16 protein-coding genes, 1 pseudogene and 1 riboswitch are annotated in these 22,428 nt (G+C 33.6%); of the genes and pseudogenes, 8 read left to right on the top strand and 9 right to left on the bottom strand.

From position 1 onward, the window contains the following. Positions 1-10 precede the first annotated feature (10 nt). The 7 genes from DMA14_RS04915 to DMA14_RS04885 all read right to left on the bottom strand — a co-directional run bounded on the left by DMA14_RS04915 (position 11) and on the right by DMA14_RS04885 (position 14,650). Positions 11-1,156, bottom strand: a complete 1,146-nt coding sequence (locus DMA14_RS04915; protein WP_111423598.1) for a DUF5074 domain-containing protein — start codon at positions 1,154-1,156, stop codon at positions 11-13. Continuing rightward, a complete protein-coding gene (locus tag DMA14_RS04910; protein ID WP_111423597.1) occupies positions 1,153-3,201 on the bottom strand; it encodes a TonB-dependent receptor in 2,049 nt (682 codons plus the stop codon). Before DMA14_RS04910 ends, DMA14_RS04915 begins: the two co-directional genes overlap by 4 nt. A gap of 110 nt (positions 3,202-3,311) precedes the next feature. Further along, positions 3,312-3,515: riboswitch (cobalamin riboswitch) on the bottom strand. A gap of 111 nt (positions 3,516-3,626) precedes the next feature. After that, positions 3,627-4,274 carry a porin family protein gene (locus DMA14_RS04905; protein ID WP_111423595.1) on the bottom strand — a complete coding sequence of 216 codons (648 nt, stop codon included), beginning with the start codon at positions 4,272-4,274 and terminating at the stop codon, positions 3,627-3,629. Positions 4,275-4,339: 65 nt separating this feature from the next. Then, a complete protein-coding gene (locus DMA14_RS04900) occupies positions 4,340-10,480 on the bottom strand; it encodes a M4 family metallopeptidase (protein WP_111423593.1) in 6,141 nt (2,046 codons plus the stop codon). A gap of 384 nt (positions 10,481-10,864) precedes the next feature. Beyond that, entirely contained in the window at positions 10,865-12,490 is a 1,626-nt protein-coding gene (locus tag DMA14_RS04895; protein ID WP_111423591.1) for a tetratricopeptide repeat protein, read from the bottom strand. 100 nt (positions 12,491-12,590) lie between these two features. Further along, the gene (locus tag DMA14_RS04890) at positions 12,591-13,502 is read right to left on the bottom strand and encodes a Cif family virulence factor (RefSeq protein ID WP_111423589.1); all 912 of its coding nucleotides are present in this window, start codon (positions 13,500-13,502) and stop codon (positions 12,591-12,593) included. Between the two features lie 83 nt (positions 13,503-13,585). Further along, a complete protein-coding gene (locus DMA14_RS04885; protein WP_111423587.1) occupies positions 13,586-14,650 on the bottom strand; it encodes an NAD(P)H-dependent flavin oxidoreductase in 1,065 nt (354 codons plus the stop codon). A 246-nt stretch (positions 14,651-14,896) separates the two neighbouring features. On the opposite strand from DMA14_RS04885, the gene DMA14_RS04880 reads away from it, so the two are divergent. The 3 genes from DMA14_RS04880 (at position 14,897) to DMA14_RS04870 (ending at position 16,736) form a co-directional block, all read left to right on the top strand. Then, positions 14,897-15,490: a hypothetical protein gene (locus DMA14_RS04880; protein ID WP_111423585.1), complete on the top strand. Its 594-nt coding sequence runs from the start codon at positions 14,897-14,899 to the stop codon at positions 15,488-15,490. A 278-nt stretch (positions 15,491-15,768) separates the two neighbouring features. Continuing rightward, positions 15,769-16,254 carry a GNAT family N-acetyltransferase gene (locus DMA14_RS04875; protein WP_111423584.1) on the top strand — a complete coding sequence of 162 codons (486 nt, stop codon included), beginning with the start codon at positions 15,769-15,771 and terminating at the stop codon, positions 16,252-16,254. 2 nt (positions 16,255-16,256) lie between these two features. Continuing rightward, a complete protein-coding gene (locus DMA14_RS04870) occupies positions 16,257-16,736 on the top strand; it encodes a MarR family winged helix-turn-helix transcriptional regulator (RefSeq protein WP_111423582.1) in 480 nt (159 codons plus the stop codon). On the opposite strand, the gene DMA14_RS04865 is transcribed toward DMA14_RS04870, so the two are convergent. Beyond that, the gene (locus DMA14_RS04865) at positions 16,733-17,089 is read right to left on the bottom strand and encodes a winged helix-turn-helix transcriptional regulator (protein ID WP_035690806.1); all 357 of its coding nucleotides are present in this window, start codon (positions 17,087-17,089) and stop codon (positions 16,733-16,735) included. The genes DMA14_RS04870 and DMA14_RS04865 overlap by 4 nt on opposite strands. A 107-nt stretch (positions 17,090-17,196) precedes the next feature. Here DMA14_RS04865 and DMA14_RS04860 point away from each other — a divergent pair, with 107 nt between their 5' ends. From DMA14_RS04860 to DMA14_RS04850, 3 genes and pseudogenes are all read left to right on the top strand, one after another. Continuing rightward, complete coding sequence (locus tag DMA14_RS04860) at positions 17,197-17,829, top strand: nitroreductase family protein (RefSeq protein ID WP_111423580.1); 633 nt, start codon at positions 17,197-17,199, stop codon at positions 17,827-17,829. 268 nt (positions 17,830-18,097) lie between these two features. Next, positions 18,098-18,475 carry a hypothetical protein gene (locus tag DMA14_RS04855; RefSeq protein ID WP_111369581.1) on the top strand — a complete coding sequence of 126 codons (378 nt, stop codon included), beginning with the start codon at positions 18,098-18,100 and terminating at the stop codon, positions 18,473-18,475. Positions 18,476-18,932: 457 nt separating this feature from the next. Then, a pseudogene (locus DMA14_RS04850) lies at positions 18,933-19,376 on the top strand (transposase); the annotation flags it as partial. A gap of 186 nt (positions 19,377-19,562) precedes the next feature. On the opposite strand, the gene DMA14_RS22885 reads toward DMA14_RS04850, so the two are convergent. Then, positions 19,563-20,066 (bottom strand): hypothetical protein, encoded by a 504-nt coding sequence (locus DMA14_RS22885; RefSeq protein WP_203418260.1) that lies wholly within the window; start codon positions 20,064-20,066, stop codon positions 19,563-19,565. Between the two features lie 310 nt (positions 20,067-20,376). Between DMA14_RS22885 and DMA14_RS04840 the strand changes: the two genes are divergently transcribed. After that, positions 20,377-21,135: a helix-turn-helix domain-containing protein gene (locus DMA14_RS04840; protein WP_111423577.1), complete on the top strand. Its 759-nt coding sequence runs from the start codon at positions 20,377-20,379 to the stop codon at positions 21,133-21,135. 30 nt (positions 21,136-21,165) lie between these two features. Further along, positions 21,166-22,362 carry an FAD-dependent oxidoreductase gene (locus DMA14_RS04835; protein WP_111423575.1) on the top strand — a complete coding sequence of 399 codons (1,197 nt, stop codon included), beginning with the start codon at positions 21,166-21,168 and terminating at the stop codon, positions 22,360-22,362. Positions 22,363-22,428 lie beyond the last annotated feature (66 nt).

Below are 22,428 nucleotides of genomic sequence, written 5' to 3'. Positions count from 1 at the left end.
ATTTTAGAGGTTATTTTTTAGTTATAAAAGCAATATGAGCAGGAATATTCCCTGCGGTTGTTTTCCATTTTAGTTTTCCATCTGGCGTAAAACAGTAGATGTAGCCCGTTACGACATAGTTTTGAGCATCGGTAATGTAGATTTCTTTGGTTTCAGGATTAACTTGAAGTCCGTACGGAATCATTATTTTTTTGTCGGTTCCGTCCGTGATAATCTGGTTCGTGATTACTTTTTTAGTTTTAGTATCTAAAATTCCGTAACTCACTTTATTACTGCCTGATAAGTAACTCCAAGAAACGCTGTAGTAATACAGTAAATCATCAACTAAACAAGTTCCAGAAACAGGAATATCGAGTTGCATTTTCTTTTCGTCTGTCTGTGTATCAATCACAAAAAGATTAGATGGTGTGTTGTAGTAATCGCCTCGTGAGCTCACATAAATATCACCGCGACTGTCAATCTGCATGCTGTATAAATTAATGCCAACGTCTATTTTTTTGATTTCTGTGAAAGTTGCCAGATCAATAACCGAAACGGTTCTATCGTAATTTGGAACTCTATAACCACCCGAATTTGCCACATATAATTTCCCGTTATGAATAACCATTTGTTCCGGCTGATAACCAACAGTTACTTTTCTTTTTATTTCTAATGAAGTGGTATCAATTTCGGCGACAAAACCGATTTCCGCATTCGGATTAATAGCAACTGGTCCCGAATAAGAACTCACATAGGCTTTGTCTTTATAAAAAGCCACATAACGACAATTGGGAATGTCAATTTTTTTGATGCGTTTTGCCGTCCATTTTTCTAAAACCTCAACTTTGTTGGAGCAGTTAATGACCGCATAAACCTTATTTCCGTAGATCTTAATATCATTTCCAACATCTCCCAATTCTTTTACAACCGAAGGATTTCGTTCAGAATAAACATCTGTAGTGTAATTTCCTGTTCTGTAATTAAAAACATCCAAACTCGCACGATTCATTCCCATATTTCCCTCGTTTAAAAGATAAAAACCTTCAATATTTCCATCGCTTCTTGGTGCGGCAACAGCAGTATCTGAAGAAAGAAATACGGTTTCATCTTCACGACAAGAAATCATCAAAACTGTTACGGCTGAAACAAATACTATTTTTAAAATGCTCTTTTTCATAACTCAAAACTGATTATAAATTTGAATGTTCGTCCTGGCATCGGATAATTGTAAATCACTTCATATTGCTGATTAAAAGCGTTGTTGACTTCAATCGTTCCGTTTAATTTGTAATTTTTAAATGCGAAAGATTTCTGAACCGCCAAATCGTGCGTGTACCAAGGCTGCACTTCATTAACTTTGATATTATTGACATTTCCGTTGTAACGCTTTCCGACATAAATGAAGCTGTAATTGAAGTTCCAGGATTCATAATTGGCATTTAAAATTCCAGATCCGCTATGCCAAGGCGTGTACGGAATCTGATCTCCGTATGATGACATTTCTAAACCGACAAACTTTGTAAAATCCTGACTTTGAGAATACGTATAGGTTAAATTGGCATCTAGTTTTAGCTTATTAAAATGAGTTGCCATATTCAGAACCGTTTCGATTCCTTTTCCTTTTACTTGTCCGATATTGGTCATCATCCAGCGGAATAAATTTCCTGTCGGCGCAGCAACAATTTTGTCTTTTGTATTGGTATAATAAGCATCTGCTTGAAAAGAAAATTTATCGAAAAAGCTTTCCCTTATGGGAAAATTATACGTAAAACCAACATCGTACTGATTCATATATTCTGGCCTCAAAGTGCTCGAACCAATCATGGTATAATACAAATCGTTGAAAGTTGGCATTCTGAAAATACGTTTAGCAAATGCTCTTAAATTGAAATCGTATTTTTTAAAAGGCGTGTAACCCAAAAATATAGCAGGAGTAAATTCTGTTTTATTCGGAGCTTTGGCATTGTATTTTACCTCTTCGATAACGCGGGTTGCGAGTACATTTCCTAAAACTTTAAAACTTTCATATCGATACGAAGTTGCTAGAGAAACAAGCGCTGTATAACGTTGTGGAAAAGAAAATTGTGTTTGGATTCCTCTTCTTGTGGCATTTAATTTATTGTATTGAAAATCGGTTGACAGCGAAACATCCCAAGTGGGTAAAATACTGTACATATTAACGGCTGAGAAATAAGCTTCCTGCTGGTAATAACTATCATCAGATTGTGCGCCTTCGGTCACGGTTTCGCCTAAAACGTTTGTCGTATCTCGTGCAATATAATGGGTATAATCGTAAGCAAATTTTCCTTTGAGTTGGAATTTATATTTTTCTGAAACATCTTTAGTTAAAGAAGACTGTCCGAAAAAATTCTTATCGAATTGCCTGAATCCGTCTTTAAACTTATTTTCTACAATTGCTCCCGGCGCACCGCGTTCAGAATCATAATAATATACTTTAGCATCCCAAGTTCCTTTATTTATTTTTCCATACAAACCAGATTCAAATCGGAATGCTTCTATATCGCTGTTCCATCGTGTAGCTGTGGTATCGTAGGCAATGCTTCCGTCTTGGTTTTTTCGTTTGTATCTAAATTTATACTGTCCGTTTGATTTGATGTATTCAGAACTTACACTCATGCTGACTTTATCGCTCAGCTTTTGCTCCCATCTAAAAGAAGGATCGTGATAATTGATAGACATTGTTTTGTAACGAACCAGTAGATTTGTTTTTTTACTACCAACAAAAACAGGACGTTTGGTTCGCAAATAAATCGTAGAAGCAGCCGCGAAGTCTTTTGCTGGCTGGAAAATTTCGCTTTTCTGGCCATTGTACATGGTAAGCGATTCCATGTCGTCAAGCGAATATTTTCCTAAATCGGTTACGCCGTTTTGGGCATTCCCAAGCTGAATTCCGTCGTAAAAAACACCAACATGATGCGTTCCCATGTTTCGAACATCAACTGTTTTGAGTCCGCCGACTCCGCCATAATCTTTGATTTGAGTTCCCGCAAAATAACGAAGTGCATCGGCAACATTATGACTGGAAAGATTTTCGAGCAAAACACCTGAAAGGCTTTGCACGGGAATAACTTCCTGATAAGGTTTTCCTTTTAAAATAACTTCTTTTAAAACCCGAGAACTATCTGTTACTGCTTGGGAATGAAGCAAAAAAGGAATCAATAAAATAAAAGTTGCTAAAAGCGTTTTTTTACAATTATACATCACGATTTAATTAAATAAACTTTGCGTGATGCAGTAATTATATAACAGTAGTAATCCCGCTATTCAATAGCAGGTTATTCTCTTGTCATCAACTTCATACCACGAAAGTTTTAAACTATGTGATCGTGGCAGGTCTCCTGACTTATTCTATCTTTAAACGGCCTTCTCACCCACCGTGGCGGACAATGGCATTAGTATGTTTAAAGACTTTGTGTAGAACTTACAGTAGCGGGTCTGTTCAGGATTTGCACCTGATTCCCTTTTAACTGCTTATTTCAGATTTAAAAAAGCAGACCAAAATCTGGCGCAAATATATGACGCAGGTATGGTGTCTGCAAATAAGAATTTGATTTTATGAAAAAAGCAATAAAAAACCACTCTTAAAAAAGAGTGGTTTTAAAACAGTTATGAAGTTGTTACTAACTCTATTTAAAAAAATAACCGATCGTTATTTGAAAAACTTTATTCTTCATATCGCTGTTAATAATATAATTTGTGTTTGCTGTAACATCTTTAAACACATTGGTATAAGATAAATTATATCTTGCATCTGCATAAAACTTATCTTTAAACTGATAACCCAATCCAAAATTTACAGAAGCGTCTACTCCATTTGAATAATCTTTCAAATCCATTTCTTCATGGTTATCGTAACCTAAAAAGTTGTCTTGGTATTTGTTGTTTGCTTTAAGCAAAATTCCAACTTGTGGTCCTGCCTGAACGCTTAAACCTTTCACTACATAATATTTCAACATTACAGGAATATTTAAATAGTTTAAGGCAATAGTGCTTTTGTAATTTGAATTCTGGACTTCTGGATCTGAATAAGACAATTTCATTCCCTGCTGGCTGTACAATAATTCTGGCTGCACAGAAAAGTTTTTTGCCAAAGGAATTTCAGCCATTAAACCGGCGGTAAATCCTGTTTTTGCAGAGGAGTTCAATTCATTTTCATCAAATGTTAGGCTCGAAATATTTAAACCTGCTTTTACACCCAGTTTTACCTTTTCGGTTTGAGCCATTGCACTTGCACACATTAACAGTGCACAGATTATTAGCTTTGATTTTTTCATCGTATTTTTTTGTTTTTAAGAAGGGCAGTTCTGCATGAGAACTGCCTTTTCTATCTGTAAATTTGTTACTTTTTAATAATCTTAGCTGTGTACTTTTTACCTTGTACTGTACAATCTAGAATATAAACTCCAGTTGTAAGCTGACTTACATTTACGCTTGACGGAACAGCAAAATAGGTTTTACTCCAAACTGCATTACCTTCCATAGAATAAATTTTCATTTCTGCTTGACCTTCTGCTTTTTCAGCCAAGAAGATGTTTACATTGTCTGCCGCTGGATTTGGAAACACTCTGAAAGAGTTTGTCAGTTTTCCAATAAGAAGACCTTTAGAATCAATTGGAGCCGACATACTTGTACAACCGTGTGCATTAGTTACTTGAAGACTATAGCTTCCTTCCCAAATTGTAGAAACCATTTTTTCGGTTGCATTTGGCAAAGGTCTTCCGTTCAAATACCACTGATAACCCGCTGCATCGGCAGAAGCTGTTATTTTATTTCCTTCTAATGCCTGAATTTCTGGAACTTTATTCTCAAGAACATTGATCGTTGTAATGAAAATTTTACCTAATCCGTGCTCGTTGTAAACCGTTACGTAATATTCACCGCTTTCTGTTGTGGTAAAAGTCGGATTTGTTGATCCGTCAAACCATTCGTAAGCTTTGTAATTTCCTGGATTCAAAATTACTTCTGGTCCACAAACATTGCCGCTTACTAACTCAGATTCAAAAGTGTCAAATGTAACTTTTACTTTTCCTGTAATTGAACAACCATTTTTCAAAACTGCTGTTACAATATAATCTCCAGGTTTCGTTACTTCAATAGCATTTGTAGTTTCGCCAGTATTCCAGATAAACGAATCTGCATCAACTTCTTTACTTAACAAATTAGATTGAGCATTCAAATAAACACCTTTGCCTGCATAACCGTGAATTGCTTCGTTGTCAAATAATTTAAAATCTCCAGCTACTCCTTGATAAATGTAATCTTCGATTGTGTTATTCTGAACAATGATGTCGTTTGCTACAATTGCGCTAAAATTAAATACATGAGAATCTCCATCAACTAATTTAGGCGTTGTTTTAAAAGTATATTCGATACTTTCTCCAACAGGAATTCCTGCAGCAACAGTTTCTGAGATTTTCTCCGAAGTGTTTTTATACTCTACATTTACCTGAATCGAATTTTCTTTAATCGCGATTTGACCTTCATTTGTCAATCTTACTTTGTATTCTTCGCTTCCGCAAACATCTTTTGGTGACAAAATTTGCATAGAGATATCTGTAACGGCTTCATTATAGATTTTTAAATCATCCATAACCATATAAGAGTACCCTGCGGCTTTAGAGTGTCTAAAACGGAACATTACTGATTTACCTTTGTATTTCATAATATTCAAATCAACTTTCTTCCATTCAGTATCAATGAAAGAGCCTTCTTTGTTTGCTCTCCATAATTCTGTCCAAGCACCTCCAGCAGTTTTAATATCTACAAGAAGAATATCATTAACATTACTTTGCATAGCGTAGTAAAACTCCAGAGCGCTTGCGTTATCTCCCAATTTATACATTGGAGTAATTAACTCACTATAGTATGATAAATTCTCTAACTGACTATAAAGCATATTTGGATTAGTGCCGCCTGTATGATCTTTTTTAGGAAGTGTCAAGTTAACGTTGTCCGCAGTAGCTACAACTCTCCAAGGATAATTATCATCGCTTAAGCTCGAAACAAATCCTTTTTGACCAAATAATGAACCACTTGGAATAGTTGAGAAAGTTTCTCCATTAAAATCTGGCGCTTTTGCAATAACTTCAAAAGATCCTTTTATTACCTGAGCCTGATCTTTAGGTTCAGTAGCTGTATAGGCTTTTACCGCAATATCATATTTACCTGCAGCCAACTGTGGTAAATTATCGATTTTATAAGTAATAGTTTGTCCTACTAATATTTCTTCTGCTTTTTCAATTAAAATAGGACTTCCAACAGCAGTTCCGTTTTGAGAAATTTGATACTCAATTGTAAATTTATCTAATGTCTTGTAAGCTGAATTTCTAAAGTTTACATTAAACTCATGCGAAGGTACATCCTCATAAACCGTTTCTGGAACAACTAAATTAGAAGGTCTCAAATTCGTTTTAGTTCCTTTAATTTCGATATTATCTACTGCGAAACCGTTCGCAAATAATCCGTTATCATTGTGTACGAATGCTATCATTACGCACGATTTTCCTGCATATTCGCTTAAATCTACACCATATTCCCACCAAGATCCATAATATGGCATATGAAATACTTCTTTCCAAGTCTCACCACCGTCTGTACTTACTTTTACAGATCCGTCAGAAAGATGTTGGCTATCACCAAGACCTTCAAATGATAAATGTGCTTCTTTGTAATTTGTCAAATCAAATACTGGCGAAACTAGCATGTCATTTGCTTCGTCACAGTTACATTTGTCATCATTACTCGCCATAAATTTGGTATGATCAGTAAGAATTGGCCAACCAGGCGAACCTAAATCCGTATTCAGTCCTTGTTTCCATCCTGCTGAACCTTTATTTTCTGAAGTTCTCCAGCCTTTGTATTTAGATGCATCTTCAAAATCCATTTTGTACGGAAGTACAGATACTTTCATATCGTCATTGTTCCAATTGTCGTATGTAAGCACATAAGAATTATTGGCTTGCTTAACATCTTGCAACATATCTTCTGGGAAAACAGAAAGTGTTATCATATGTTCTCCTGCAGTTTTAAAATTGATATTTGGAACACTGATTGAAATAGTGTCTTTGAATTTAGCAAAAGTCAAAGTTCTTTTCTCTACTTGAGAAAAAACCACATTTTTTGCAGCATCTAAAACTTTAGTAGTGACATTTACCACTTGACTTGCTGTCGCAAAATTATTGGTAATTTTAGCATTCAATGTAACATTAGTGTTGTCAATTGTACATTTTCCAGCATCTAATTTCACAGAAAGTACTTCTAAATCGTAAGGAGCATCACCCACAAGAATGTTGTCTAAAAATCCGCCTAAGAAACCATCATTATAATCGTCTGTTTTAACGCGAAAACGAAGTGCTACTTTTTTTCCTGCAAGAGCATTTAAGCGTATTTGGTAAGGATCTTTTTTAAGAACCGTATTTACTCCTGTAAACCATGGACCTCCAAATGATTCGTACGAATCATAATGCACTGTTTCAGGATAATTTACGTCTTCGACTTTTTTCCAGCTTTTCCCTTTATCCTCAGAATATTCAACTATAAGTCCGTCATATCCTTTGTGGAATAAATAATATAAATCGAATTCCGCATAAGGAGAAACAACATTTGTAAAGTCAAAGATTGGCGATTCTAATACAAAATCTGAATTAAGAGCCGGTCTGTCATTAGATTTTAAATCTACCATACCCCACATATATTGCGATTTAACAGTTCTAAATGCTGCTGGATAATTTTGAAATAAAAACTTTTGATTTGTTGTGTTTAATGATTTTGTATTCCATCCTCCCGGCGTTCTTTCAAAACCTTGAACATATGGAAATTGAGATATAATACCGCTGTAAGCAGCATTCAAAATACTGTTGTTTGTTGTAACCGGATCTTTGTCATAAGTCACATAAGCTTCATAGGTATGCAAACCTAGTCCAGATAAATCTACAGTTCCATCAAAAGGAATTTTGATTTCTGATTTTCCTTTAAAAGCAGTTTCTAAAGTAATGTCTTTCCAAACTGTAACACTGCCTGGAGTTGTATCTGCATATCCAATTTTTAATTTAGTTCCCGCTGGAATGTCCTGACAACCTAAGTTATAAAGCGAAATTGCTAAAGTATGATTTGCAGGTTGCACTCCTCCATTATAATCTGGAATTTCAAGATTTGTTACTTTAATATCAAAATCTTTTTGAGCTATAGGAACAACGATTTGCGAAGTAAAAGTATAACCATCTTTTTGACCAAAATCAGTAATTGGATTAAGATCTAATTTTACTTCTAGATAATTTACAGCACCTCCAGTCTGATACGGTATTTTGTCTCTAAGTTCTAAAGTCGCTTTTTCGCCAGGAGCTAAATCTTTAGGAAAATAGATTTTACCATCATTAGAATAAAAAACAATAAGTCTGCCTAAAGCACTAGCCATCGCTCTCAATTTGTAATTTAAAGCTTCATACGCTTTAATTGGAGTAACGCCAGTATTTTCAAAAGTGATATAAAAAGGTTCGTCGCCTTTTAATTGTCCACATGGCAAAGATGGATTTTGAACCGAAACAATTGCTAACTGCTTATCTGAATAAGGAGCACCCACACCAATTGCATACCAAGCATTTGTAACTTGTTTGTACTCTTCAGATGCAAGACCATATAAATCTTCTGTCGCCATTAAAGAAGCATTACGCATATCTCTAAAGTTTGAAGAAGGCGATAAATACTCTGTAAGCGTTAAATAAGCGATTTTCTCCGCTTTTTCTAAACCAATTCCTTTAATATCATAACTATTGTTAAGGTCATTTACCCCTTTTCCTCCTTCAACTAAAAGATAATACCAGTAATTGGTAATGCCGCTGTTTTGGTGCACACCGCCATTGTCAGAACTAGCTGCTGGATCTGCCCAATATTCTCCTCCGTAAGTATCAGGTTGTCCCGCCGCTTTTGGATCGGCCATGCTTCTTAAACTTCCGTGTTTGTATAGTTCATCACCCAGCATCCAAATGTCATTTTTTGAATCTTTTCCAGCATAAAGCTCAATCGAGATTCCAAAAATATCACTGAACGATTCGTTCATCGCCCCAGATTCTCCCTGATAAATTAATCCAGCAGAGAACTGTGTTATAGCATGCGTCATTTCGTGTCCAGTAATTCCCAAACTTACAAAAGGCTGGTCAATACCATCTCCAAATTGCGCCCATCCTCCTGTCCAAGAAGCATTTTGAACATTGGTTCCTAAATGTGCCAGTGCAAAAATGGTCATTCCTTTATCATCAACACTATTACGATTAAATTTTTCTTCATAATAGTTCAACGTTGTTTGCATTCCCCAATGAATATCAATTGCTGCTTCATCATGGTCTTTATTGTACAAATCATTCCAGTTGTTATCTTCATCGATATATTCTGTAAGCACATCGTCTGATGCGTGCTCAGCATGATTCATATTTAAAGTGTACATTGGTACTTTGAATTTCCCAACTAAGCTTTCCAATCTATAACCATCTGCATATTGTGTAGTGCCGAAAGTTACATCGCCTGCAAATCTTGCTTTTCCTTTACCGGTAGCTGGTCTTCCGTCAGCATCAGCAACGGAACGAAGATCTCTGCTTAAATCAATTTTTAAAATGATTTTTCCAGTATTAGCATCAACATAAATAGTCTGGCTTGATTGTGGATTTGTTGCGAAAATATCATATTTCCAAGCCAAATGATATTCTGTCAATTCAGACGAAAAATTTGGCCCCACATATACTAGTTCTCCTTGAGGTTTTGTACTGATTTTTTTATGAACTAAAGACGATAATTTCTTGCTCTGCCAAACATATTCTTTAGCATTTACTGTATTTAGAGCATTTTGTAAAGCAGCCGATGCATTTACTTTATAATTACTGCTTGCAGGCAGTTTTTTACTGATATGCCCAAAAGCATCAATTTTATTCTTATTCTCTCTAACCTTATAAATTGCACCTTCAACAGGAACAGCATTATGAAATTGCTGATAAGTAGCTAAACTTCTGCCGTGCTTGTCTGAAACCGATTTTAGTTGCATTTTGTCTGCAGTAGACAAATCGAAATCTGCTTTTTTAACTTCGAATACATTTCTAACAGTCAAATTTGACGATTTTGCAAAAGATCTCACTTTTGTACTGTCTGCACTTTGAACATTTTTAGCCGTCGAAGTACTTGAACTTTTATCAAAAAGTTTTTGGCTTGCTTGCAATCGTTTGTTTACGTCATCACTTTCTTGTTGTGAAAGTGTTGTTCCTTTTATACTCTTTTGAGTTAAAAACGCACCAGAATCATCATCCTGATTGCTGATTTGATCAGTAGTTTTCTGAGAAACCTGATCCTTTTTCTGAGTCGCATTTGGCGATTGTATAGCCGTCTGCGCATTTGCTGTGTTGTTTTTTGGTAAAGGAGACTGAGCCATTCCGACGGAACAGATTAAGAAACCTAACAAAAGAAACAAATACCTGGGTTTAAAGTAAATTTGGTTCATTTTTTAAAATTTAAAATTAGTATTAAGGCTGCGAGTTAATAGTAAAAACGGTTCGCAGAAAACCACAAAAGCAAGTCCTTAGAATCAATTCGGCGGTTGATTCTTAGAACTTGCTTTCGTTATTTTTTGTAGAATTTTTAAGAGCGCACTCTTTTTTGTTTTTGTTTCTTCTAAAAGTTCTTCAAGGCTTTTAGTTGGTTCTTCTTTTTTTGTGGTATTCATCAAACGTATTTATTACAATCGTTTGGTAAAAGTAGACCGCTTCTTTAGGGTTCGAAAAAAAAGGACTAATGCAAAAACACTCGTAGGCAAAAATGCATCACCAAAAAAACACTCATTTTATTTTAAACTTAACAAAATCAAAACGTTATCTTAAAATTTAATTTACATGTTTTCTGGTTTAAAAGAATTTAGATAAGTGGAAAGATTTACTTTTTCGTTGGTCAAATCGAACTTTTTACGCAATCTGGTTCTCGCATTTTCTATCGATTTAAAGGATTGTCCTGTAATTTGAGAAATTTCTTTTGTTGTTAAATCTAAATATAGCAGCGCACAAAGTCGACGCTCTTTTGGAGTAAGTAAAGGATAATCGATAGTCAATTTGTCGAAAAATGATTTATGAACTTGCTCAAAACTAATTTCAAATTCTTGCCAAATATCGGTATTCAAATCTTTTTCCAAACGCTTTAATACAATATCAATCGCCTGCTGTAATTCTTTATTCGGTGTTTTGAGTTTGATTTTTTTAAGATCCGTCAGGATTTCATTGATATTATCGGTTCTATGTATTTCTGACATCGCTTTGCCAACCAAAACCATATTCTTAGCCTCAAGACTTTGTTTCAATTCCTGCTCTTTTGCTTTTAGCTTTTCTTTTTCTAGCTGATTGGTAATATTTCGGTTTCGATAACGGATCAGCAAAAGAATCAAAGTCAAAATTCCGATAACCAATATTAATCCAACTACATAATATTTAAACCTTGTTTTCTCTTCAACCAAAGTTCTAATCTGGCTTCGTACTTTATAATCTTGCTCGAGTCTTATTCTTTCTAGATTTACCGCTTTCTGTTCAATATTAATGCTGTCGCTTATTTTATTGTATTGTTGAAAATAATACACCGCATTTTTATAATCCTGTTTGCTCAAATAAGCCTCATAAAGCATTTTATTAAGTCGCATGCTTGCAAAACCAAAAGCTTTGTCTTTATCCAATTCTAAAGCTTTCTTTGCATTTAAAATTGCTTCATCTAGTTTTTTTTCTTCCAGATTATAAGCAGAAAGTGACTCATAAGCAAACGCTTTTAAGGAATTATCTATTGGAGTATCAATTAATGAAAAAGCTTTTTGAAAATAAAAATCGGCATTTTTATGATCTTTTTTTAAACCATAAGCTCGTGCCAAATTAGTATAAACATAAACTTTTAAAGTACTATCATTTAATGTTCTTGCAATCGCATCGGCTTTCTGATAATAATAAAGCGAAGAATCTAAACTTTTGCCAAGATAAGTTGTACCAATGTTGTTCAAGATTTTTACCAACTTATCAGATTCATTCTTAGATTTTTGATAACGATATACTTTCAGGAAATATTTAAGCGCTTTTTCTTCGTTATTGCTTTTAGCATAAATAATGGCTAGATTATTTTCTACTCGAGCAATTTCGTCTACATTATTGTTGCTTTTGTAAATGTCATAAGCTTTTAGATAATATTGCAAAGTAATATCGATAACATCTTTTGCATCATAGATTTGTGCTGCTGCCACATAAACTTTAGCTAGAGATAAACCGGTTTTCTCTGTTTTTTTTGCTTCTGCTTCTGCAAGTTCGATATATTTTACCGCTCTTTCCCAATCAGAATCCTGAAGTTTGGAAGCAATTTTGAGAGCTAAATCTACTTTTTTTTCATGATTATCAATAGTATTCAAACTATCAATCCATTCTTTTGTTGAAGATTGTGGATAAATATAAAAAGTGGTAAGAATAAAAAATATGCAAAGTAATCGACCCATCGTGTGTAAAAATGATAAAGATGGGGTCAAAATTATAGAAAATTATCAGCAATTAACAACAAACACATAAAATAAACATTATTCTAAATAAACTCAAAAGTTAATCATGATTTACCATTTGACGAAAAAGCAGTAATGCTCCACTATTATCTTTTTTCCAAACATTGATGCTTTTTCCTTTTACATTTCCATGATTTTCGCCGTCATGCCAATCTACACTGTAAAATCCAAATTCTATAATCGCTGTTCTAGCATAAATAATTCCGGAAGTCAGAATTGAGATTTTATCAATACTTAAAGTTCCTGGCTTTTCATGTTCTGTAAAATAGTCTGTAATTTCTTTTTCACCAGAAAGAATTGGCGTGTAATAGGTCAAATACATGGCGTCTGTCATAAACATCTTGGCATGCTCTGCTCCTTGTCTATTTTTAACAAAATCTTTAATGGCATTATTTCGTTCTTTAATCTCTGATGCTAATTTGTCAGACACACTATATTCTTCCATTTTGGGAACAGAAGAATCATCGATATTAGGAATATTTTTATCATCAAAAGAACTTGAAGATCCCCATATTTCAGCAGCAATTGTTGGAGGCAAGCTCCTATTTGAAGACTTTTTCCATAAAACCGCATATTTGCCTGCGTACAAAAATGCATTCTGTTCATTTAGATTTAAGTTTTCATCAAAAGTTCCGATTTCTAAAATATAGTTTCCAAAATCCTGCAAGTCCAGAATTTTTCTTTCATAAGAAGTAATTTTTGCCTGAGCCAGCCATTGCTTATAAAAGTCTCGAATCACTTTGCTGCCCACACGCTCTCTGCTGTGTTCTGGCATAAATATGGTTTGATCTGTATAGGCTTTTACTAAATCGCCCTGACTTCCTTTTACGAGAGCATTAGAAAATGAAGTATTATAATCTTCAATTTGTTTTTTAATAACCGAATCGATTTTACTTCCTTGAGCAAAACTGGCGAATGCAAAAAGAAAAAAGATGAAATTAAACTTATTCATACTTGAAGTTATCAAATTGAATAACAAATATACAAAATACTAACAATCAACATATTACAGTAAAAAAAATAAAATAATTAAATTCAAACGAAGTTTTCGGTTTCTTCTATTAAATTTCTAATGATAATTTCAGTTGAAACATCACTAAAACTAGTAATAGATTGTCCCATCCAAATGCTTACAAAATCTGCGTTTTGCTCCAGTTTTGCTGTTTTTCTCAACTCCGCAGTCAGCTTATTTTGATACGGATACGGTAACACAAATTCAGAATTTTCAATTTCTTTTATGAAAGTATTTTTAATTCCGCGCGCGTATCTTCCTGTAAAACTTTTAGTTAAAACAATTTCATTTTCTTTTATATTTCTAAGACGGTGCTTTTCAAAATCCTGTAAAGCACTTTCAACACTTCCTAAAAACAAACTTCCAATCTGAAAACCATCTGCCCCCAAAGTTTTTGAAGCGAGTAAGGTTTTGGCATTATAAATTCCGCCTCCATAAATTACAGGAATATTTACAGCTTCGGTCACTTGAGAAAGCAATGATAATCCGCCAATCTGCGGAATTGTTTCTTCTAAAAAACTTCCTCTATGTCCTCCAGCTTCAATACCTTGGACACAAACAATATCAATACCACTATTTTCCAGTACAATAGCTTCCTGAACAGAAGTACAGGTTCCAATAAGAATCACTTTATTTTCTTTGAAAGTTGCAATACTTTCCTGATCTAAATTTCCAAAAGTAAAACTCACAATATTGCAGTTTTCCAATAAAATAGCTTCAATCTGATCGTGATAATCTGTAAGTTTGATTTCCTTTATACCAGGAAAATCGGCTTCAATGCCCAATTTCTCAGTAAGTTTCTGCAAATGTTTTTTCGTTTTAGCATAATCAGCTTCCAAATTTGGAGTAATCAGATCTATTTTATGTACAAAAATATTTACTGCAAAAGGTTTATCAGTCAATTTTCTTGTCGCTCTAATTAATTCGATACATTTTTCGGCAGGAAGATCTCCTAATGCCAACGATCCTAAAGCTCCAGCATTGCTTGCAGCTGCAACCATTTCTGGAGTTGTAACACCAAGCATGGGTGCTTGTATAATCGGATAATCAGTTTTAAATAAATCGGTAAGAACATTTTTCCATTCCATACTATTTCATTTTTTATTTGAAGAAAAACCATTTTAAAAGATAAGATCTTCAAAATTTCAAGAGAACATAAAGATAAGTCAGTTTCAGCAGAAAACCTTCGAATTTCACGTATAAAGACGTTAATTTTTCGACAAAAAAACCTTAACGATGCAATATTTGGTTTTATAAAATGTTTATATATAAAAGATTATGATGCATCTAATTTTTTTAAAATCAATACCACACAAGATTAATAGTTTAAAAACATGAAAAAAATATTTTTGATAATTGCCTTTGCTTCTTTCTCACTGCACAGTTTTGCTCAGGAATTGGACAATAAATTTAAATCGATTCCCGCAAAAAAATCTCCTGTAAAAGAAGTAATTCCACCCGCAGAAGCCGCTCCTAAAGAAAACCCTCCGGCGCCTATTGAGAAACCAGCACCACTTCAGGTTAATCCAGACGAGTTATTTAAAAACACTAATCTATATAAGCCAGAAGCGAATGTTGAGGGAATATTTTATAGAAGAAATCAGTTTTTAGGCAATTTCAACACTACTGCTGTTACTTCTACTATAATGTACCGAGACGCAGCATTTGTAGACGGCGATAAAGTAAAAGTATATTTGAATGATAAAGTTATTGAACCTGAAGTTTTTTTGAACGGCGATTTTAAAAGCGTCAAAATAAACTTGGAAAAAGGAATCAATAAAATAGACATTGAAGCTTTGAACGAAGGTTTTGCTTCTCCAAACACAGCCGAATTTAAGGTTTATGACGATAAAGGCCAGGTTATTTCGTCAAGCGAATGGAATGTTGGTACAGGCTATAAAGCAGTTATTGTATTAGTTAAAGAATAAAACCTTAATCTTAACACATAGAAACATAGATTATTGTTTCGCTAAAAAAGGCGTTTCACTTTCATTAATAAACATAGTCTATGTGTAAATGATTTGTCATTTATTTAAATCTCTTTTAAAAAGTAAAACAAACTTATGTTTCTATGTGTTAAAAAAAACTATAGTTTTTTATATAGAAATCATAAAAAACACTTAAAACTGCTGACTTCGGCAGTTTTTTGTTTGTATATATGTAGTTAACTACATAGTTTTGTACTCATCTTTAATTTTGAAATGCCATGCAGATTAAACCTATACAAAATGAGTACGAAAATGAAATCGTCGATCTCATATTAAACATTCAGCAAAAAGAATTTAATGTTCCTATAACTCTAGAAGATCAGCCAGATTTACTGGATATCCAAAACTTCTATTTCAAATCGGGCGGTACTTTTTTAGGCGCTTTTATCGATGGGAAACTGGTTGGTACAATAGCTTTGGTAAAATTTAATTCAGAAGCTGCGGCTATCAGAAAAATGTTCGTCAAGAAAGAATTCAGAGGAAAAGAATTTCAAATTGCCCAGCAATTATTGGAACAATTAATTAAGTACAGCAAAGAAAACGGAATTAAAAACCTATATTTAGGAACGGTTACTTTATTGCAGGCTGCCTTGCGTTTTTATGAAAAGAATAGTTTTGTAACGATACCAAAAGAAACGCTTCCTGCTGATTTTCCGTTAATGAAACCTGACAATGTTTTTTGTCACTTAAACTTAAATCCATAGCAATGAATATAATTGACGAAATTGGCATCTTAGCCATATCAACACGTTTGCAGCGTCTGAGTGAGCAATTACGCAAAGACGGAGCACAGATTTATAGTTATTTTAATATTGATTTTGAGCCAAAGTGGTTTCCAGTGATTTACACTCTGCATGTAAAAGAAATGCTGAGCGTTGTTGAAATTGCAAATGAAATTGGCTATAGCCATCCGTCGACCATCAGTTTATTGAAGGAATTGGAGAAAGAAAAAATTATCAGTTCTAAAAAAGACAAACAAGACGAACGTAAAAGACTCATTATCTTAACAGCAAAAGGGAAAGAACTGGTTTCTAAAATGCAACCTGTTTGGAGCATTATGACAATAACGCTGAACGAAATTACTAATACGCAAAACAATCTTCTACGAGCAATTGAAGAAGCAGAACAGAATCTAACTCGTCAAGGTTTTTTGCAAAGAGCTATTGACATAAAAAGCAAAGGCTAATCTTTGCCTGTAATTTTCTTTCTGTGGTTATGTCCCCATTTTGCAAGAGAATCAATGACCTCTTTTAAGGTATGTCCGTATTCTGTTAATTCATACTCAACCGTAACAGGCTGTGTATTGAGAACAGTGCGGGTCACTAATTGATTTTCTTCGAGGTTTTTTAATTCCCTGCTCAGCATTTTTCCAGAAATGCCTTCAACTTCCCGTAATAAGTCGGTAAATCTCAATGTATTGAAGCATAATGATGCTATGATCGAAATTTTCCATCTTCCGTTTAAAATATACATGGCGTCATGCACTGCCATAATATGCTGATTGCACGATTTTTTATCGTGTATGGGTTCTTTTATCATGTTCTATTAGTAGGTTACCTCAATGTTACAGTTACTTTTGGTAATCAGATGACAAAAATACACTTAAAGTTTTTACATTTGAATACAATTTTAATCAATTAAAAAAGATGGCCTTAATAGATGCATTAAAGTGGCGTTACGCTACAAAAAAAATGAACGGACAAGCGGTTCCGCAAGAAAAAGTAGATTATATTCTTGAAGCTGCAAAACTAGCTCCTTCTTCTTCTGGTTTACAGCCTTATAAAATCTTTGTTATTACAAACAAAGATGTAAAAGAAAAACTTAGAGCTGCTAGTTTTGACCAAAGTCAAGTTACAGACGCTTCTCATGTTTTGGTTTGGGCTGCTTGGGATGGTTATAGCTTAGAGAAAATTTCTGCTGTTTTTGATAAAACTATTGCAGAAAGAGGAATTCCTGCTGATGCAATGGACGAGTACAAACAAAGACTTTGGGGAATGTACGAGCCTCTTGGTCAAGAATGGCACGCTAACCACGCGGCAAAACAAGCTTATATTTCTTTTGGTATCGCAATCGCTGCTGCAGCTGAACAGCAAGTAGACGCAACTCCAATGGAAGGTTTTATTCCTGCTGAAGTAGATAAACTTTTAGGTTTAAACGAACTTGGCTTAAATAGCGTTTTGGTTCTACCTCTTGGTTATAGAGATGATGCAAACGACTGGTTGGTAAATTTGAAAAAAGTGAGAACTGCTCAAGAAGAATTTATAACAGAAATCAAGTAAAAAATTAATTTTTGCTTAAATGAAAATGCTTTTAAAAGGTGCACAAGCGCTTTTTAGAAGCATTTTTTTAGTTTAATCATTTCATTTTCAAACTAAAACAAAATTTAGCTAAAAGAACAAAAAGTTAATTTTATCAGACTTATGTTATTTTTTAATTATTGTATAAAAAAAGGTACGCATTACGGATAATTAAATAATATTGTATCCCTAATTTTGCTTTTATCCAAAACAATTCAATCTTATTTACAACAACTAAAATTCTAACATTATGTCTGATTTTTTAACTCAATTTGGGGAAGACCTAAAAAAGAACGTCCCTGGGTTCATCGCAGTTTCTGTAGCTGAAATTGCAAGCGGCATGTCATACTATTCTCAATCTGTAGTGGCAGATTTTGACCCTGAATTAGCATCAGCTTATAATCTGGAAGTGGTAAAAGCAAAAATGAATGCTATTAAAGCTTTAGGATTAAAAGAACAGGTAATTGATAACATTATGATTACGTTAAGTTCTCAAATTCACATCATCGATGTATCTGACAATCAGGAGTATTTTATTTACCTGGCTGTAGATTCTACAAAAGCTAATTTAGGTATGACAAAATCTATCCTTAATAAGTACAAAAAAGAAATCGTAGCTAAATTATAACACAATTTTACCCTTCGTAAAAAGGAATATTCATGAACGAATATTCCTTTTTATTTTTTCAGCCATACCGCTAACTATGTCGCTCCACTGGAGCTTTACGTCCTTTACGTTTTTTCTTTCTATAAATATTGAGCTCCGCTGGAGCTGCACTTTATAGCTCAAAGTCCGCAGAAGGACTAAATGTTGATTGAAAAGATTCTATTTAACACAAAAGAGCTCCAGCTGAGCATAATGTTTGGTAGAAAAAAAATATCGATAATTTTAGGAGAGCCTCAGAGAGGCTAAATATTTGTAGAGAAAAACCCCCAATCATAAAGGAGCCCCAGCGGGGCGAAATATAACGGCACAAACAATACCCATTTAGAAATCACAAAAAAACTTTCGATTTTTATACAAATTGTTATTCGTTTCTTTTAAAATATTTTATATTTCGAAACGTAAATATGGATTTGTACAGATGGAGCTACGCGCCTATTTTGAAAAATATTCTGATGAAACAACTTGCATTGAAGAGCTCAAAAACAAGCGTTTAGAAAACGGAATTTTGTGCAGGAAATGCGGACATAATGTGCATTCTTTCCGTCAGAATGATTTAAAATTTCAGTGTCGTAAATGTGGCAACCGAATAAGTCTCCGCTCAGGAACAGTAATGGAAAACTCCAATCTTCCTATTCGATACTGGATGATCTGCATTGAATTAATGACGCTTTCGCATAGAAAATTATCTATACTCAAAATTCAATATTTATTAGGACATAAAAGATACGAACCCATCTGGCTTATGGTTCAAAAAATTCGCTTGGTCATGAAAATCAGGGACGAAAAATACAGATTAAGAGCCTATTCTGAATTTGACCCAGAATTTCTTCAAAAAATTGATAAACTCGCGCTAAAGAAAAAAGCAAAGATTAGTGAAATGTGAGTTGTGAATTGTGAAAGGCAAGACTTAAATAAAAAAGCCACAGATTATAGGATTAAAATGATTTTTGAAAATCTGTGTTAATCCTATAATCTGTGGCTTTATAATTCTATTATTATGATTGCTTTGGAAAATTCACAATTAACCATTCACCATTCACAATTAGTATTATTTTTTCTTATTCTTCTTTGCTTTAGATCTTTTTGCTTTGTTTTTAGCAATCTTTTTAGCTTTTGCTTTTTCTTTGGCTTTTTTCGCTTTGGCTTTCTTTTTCGCTTTAGCTTTTAATTTTGCTTTTTTAGCCTTCTCTTTCTTCTTGTCTTTTGCTTTTTCTTTTTTCTTTGCAGCAACTTTTTTCTTTTTCTCTTTTTTCTCCTTTTCTTTGTCTTTCATCTTTTTATTTTTTTTAGATTTTGGCTGGTCTCCGTTTTCTTCTGATGTTTCTGCCTCAGACACCGTTCCTTCAACTTCAGTTTCTATTGCTATTTCTTCAGTTGCCGTTTCTTTTTCAGCTGTTTTTTTGGGAGCCCTTTTAGGTTTTGGTTTTGATATTTCAACAGTTGATTCTGTTTCTGAAATCGTAGTCTCTTGCTGTTCGTTTTCTTCGTTTGAGATAACTGGAACAACTTCTACTTCCTGATCGATTTCATTCGCAAGTACTTCTTTTGTCATTATTCTGTTAATTTTAAGAAATTGATTAAATTTATTTTGAATTAAACTAATTTTTAATGTTATTAAATCATTAAATTAACATCAAAAAATAATAAACAAAGATAGATTGAAAAAGACATTCCCCAATGTTAAGTTTTTCATCACAAGAAAAAACAATAACTAAGATACTAAAAAACAACAACTTACCCAATGTTAAGTTTTTTATCACGCTTTTTATCGAATTCGAAAGTCTTTTATAAGCTTTCTATAAGTGATTCTTTTCGTAGAAATAAGATACATTTTGTTTAATTTCACTTTAAAATTTGATAAAATGCATCACGATTTATCATATCAATCCATTAAACCCAGCAAAAATCTCTCAGATTTTGTAGATAGTTTTTGGTGTATGGAGAACAAATCTGATCAAACTTTAGAAACAATCGGTCTTCCTGATGGACGAATTGATTTATCGCTCATAAAAACTCCTGAAACTTCTTTTCAAATTAGGCTTTTAGGTTTAGGCACTCAGCAATATGAAAAAGGAAAAATTCCAGCAAACAGCCTAACCTTTGTTATCAGTTTTAAACTTCTTGCTGCTGAATATATTTTTCATGAAAGCATTGCAGATCTTTTGAATTCTGGAAAAATACTGAACTTAGATTTTTGGGATTTTAATGAAAATGATCTAGAAAATTTTGAATTGTTCTGCAAAAAAGCTTCAGCAAAAATTCATTCCTTATTATTAAAGGAAGTAGACCACAGAAAACAAAAGCTGTTCAGCCTTATCTATGAAACCAAAGGAACAATGACCGTAAAAGAGCTATCCGAAAAAGCGAATTGGAGCAGCCGCCAAATCAACAGGTATTTTAATCAGTATTTCGGAATTTCATTAAAGGAATATTGCTCGATTCTCCGCTTTCGTGCTTCATTGGAACATATTGCAAAAGGAAAATTGTTTCCAGAAGAGGATTTTTCTGATCAGACTCATTTTATTAAAGAGGTTAAGAAAATTTCGGGTTCACTTCCGAAAGAACTTTTTCAAAACAAAAACGACCGATTTATACTATTATCTGCTCTTTCATCACAATAATTTTGCAACATAGATTTTAAATACAAAACTATGTTACTAGAAAATAAACAAGTTGCCATTATTGGCGGCGGAATGGGCGGTTTGATGCTAGCCCGTCTTTTACAAATACAAAATATTAATGTAAAAGTTTATGAAAGAGACCTCAACTCAGAAGTTCGCGTGCAAGGATCTCCATTAGATTTGCATGAAGATTCGGGTTTGATAGCTATGAAACAAGCTGATTTATTAGATGAATTTTATAAAAATGTCAGATCAAATGCCAGCAAAGCTCGGATTGTTAATCAAAACTTTGAACTGAAATTTGATGAACATGCTATCCAAAAAGGTGTTTCTAAAACGAATTCAGAAAACCATCAGGATTCTCTTCAAGACATTTCAAAACCTCGTCCAGAAATAGATCGTTCGGTTCTTCGAAATATTTTATTGAATTCTCTTTCTGTAAATTCGATTGTCTGGAACAGTCAGTTTACTTCTATGGAAAAAGAAAATAACGGCTGGCGAATACATTTTAAGAACGGAACGAATGTTTATGCAGATTTTGTAATTGCTTCAGATGGCGCAAATTCTAAAGTACGCCCTTATATAAGCACAGAAAAACCAATTTACTCTGGAATTACTATGATTGAAGGTACAATTTATAATGCCAAAGAAAATGCTCCAAATCTGTTTGAATTTTCGAAAGGCGGAAAAGTTCTTGCTTTTGGAAAAGAACAAACCATCATGTATGGCACAAAAGGAGACGGCTCTCTGATGTTTTTACTCAGCAGTAAAATTCCTGAAAATTGGATTGCAGAAAACCATTTGGATTTTAAAAACAATAAACAGATTTTCGATTGGTTTAAACAGGTCTATAAAGATTGGGGTTCTGAATGGGATGAGTTGTTTAAGAGTAAAGAATTATACTTTATTCCGCGTCCGCAATATTATTTTCCGTTTAATCAATCTTGGGAAACACTGGAAAACTTAACCATGATTGGCGATGCAGCCCATAGAATGCCACCTTTTGCTGGAAAAGGCGCTAATTTGGCTTTGCTCGATGCTTTTGAATTGGCTAATTGTTTAACAAATAATCAATTTTCTGATATGAAAACTGCCATTTCTTATTTTGAAAAGTGCATGTTGGTGAGAGCTGAAATAGCCTTAGAAAATACTTTAAAAAACGCTGAACAGCTGCATTCTGAAAATGCTTTAGAAAAATTACTTTCTATATTTGATAAAACAACTTAACCTTAATTAATTTTATTTCAATTACTTATATTATTTATTTAAATTTACAAATACCCAAAAAACATT

This window comes from Flavobacterium sharifuzzamanii (assembly GCF_003254585.1).
GTDB classification, from domain to species: Bacteria; Bacteroidota; Bacteroidia; order Flavobacteriales; family Flavobacteriaceae; genus Flavobacterium; species Flavobacterium sharifuzzamanii.
Note: the sequence above shows the minus strand (reverse complement) of the source record. Positions and strands in the feature narration are given on the sequence as shown.

Coding starts and splice junctions, on each gene's coding strand:
- DMA14_RS04915 (WP_111423598.1), bottom strand. CDS start 1,156: ATGAAAAAGAGCATTTTAAAAATAGTATTTGTTTCAGCCGTAACAGTT.
- DMA14_RS04910 (WP_111423597.1), bottom strand. CDS start 3,201: ATGTATAATTGTAAAAAAACGCTTTTAGCAACTTTTATTTTATTGATT.
- DMA14_RS04905 (WP_111423595.1), bottom strand. CDS start 4,274: ATGAAAAAATCAAAGCTAATAATCTGTGCACTGTTAATGTGTGCAAGT.
- DMA14_RS04900 (WP_111423593.1), bottom strand. CDS start 10,480: ATGAACCAAATTTACTTTAAACCCAGGTATTTGTTTCTTTTGTTAGGT.
- DMA14_RS04895 (WP_111423591.1), bottom strand. CDS start 12,490: ATGGGTCGATTACTTTGCATATTTTTTATTCTTACCACTTTTTATATT.
- DMA14_RS04890 (WP_111423589.1), bottom strand. CDS start 13,502: ATGAATAAGTTTAATTTCATCTTTTTTCTTTTTGCATTCGCCAGTTTT.
- DMA14_RS04885 (WP_111423587.1), bottom strand. CDS start 14,650: ATGGAATGGAAAAATGTTCTTACCGATTTATTTAAAACTGATTATCCG.
- DMA14_RS04880 (WP_111423585.1), top strand. CDS start 14,897: ATGAAAAAAATATTTTTGATAATTGCCTTTGCTTCTTTCTCACTGCAC.
- DMA14_RS04875 (WP_111423584.1), top strand. CDS start 15,769: ATGCAGATTAAACCTATACAAAATGAGTACGAAAATGAAATCGTCGAT.
- DMA14_RS04870 (WP_111423582.1), top strand. CDS start 16,257: ATGAATATAATTGACGAAATTGGCATCTTAGCCATATCAACACGTTTG.
- DMA14_RS04865 (WP_035690806.1), bottom strand. CDS start 17,089: ATGATAAAAGAACCCATACACGATAAAAAATCGTGCAATCAGCATATT.
- DMA14_RS04860 (WP_111423580.1), top strand. CDS start 17,197: ATGGCCTTAATAGATGCATTAAAGTGGCGTTACGCTACAAAAAAAATG.
- DMA14_RS04855 (WP_111369581.1), top strand. CDS start 18,098: ATGTCTGATTTTTTAACTCAATTTGGGGAAGACCTAAAAAAGAACGTC.
- DMA14_RS22885 (WP_203418260.1), bottom strand. CDS start 20,066: ATGACAAAAGAAGTACTTGCGAATGAAATCGATCAGGAAGTAGAAGTT.
- DMA14_RS04840 (WP_111423577.1), top strand. CDS start 20,377: ATGCATCACGATTTATCATATCAATCCATTAAACCCAGCAAAAATCTC.
- DMA14_RS04835 (WP_111423575.1), top strand. CDS start 21,166: ATGTTACTAGAAAATAAACAAGTTGCCATTATTGGCGGCGGAATGGGC.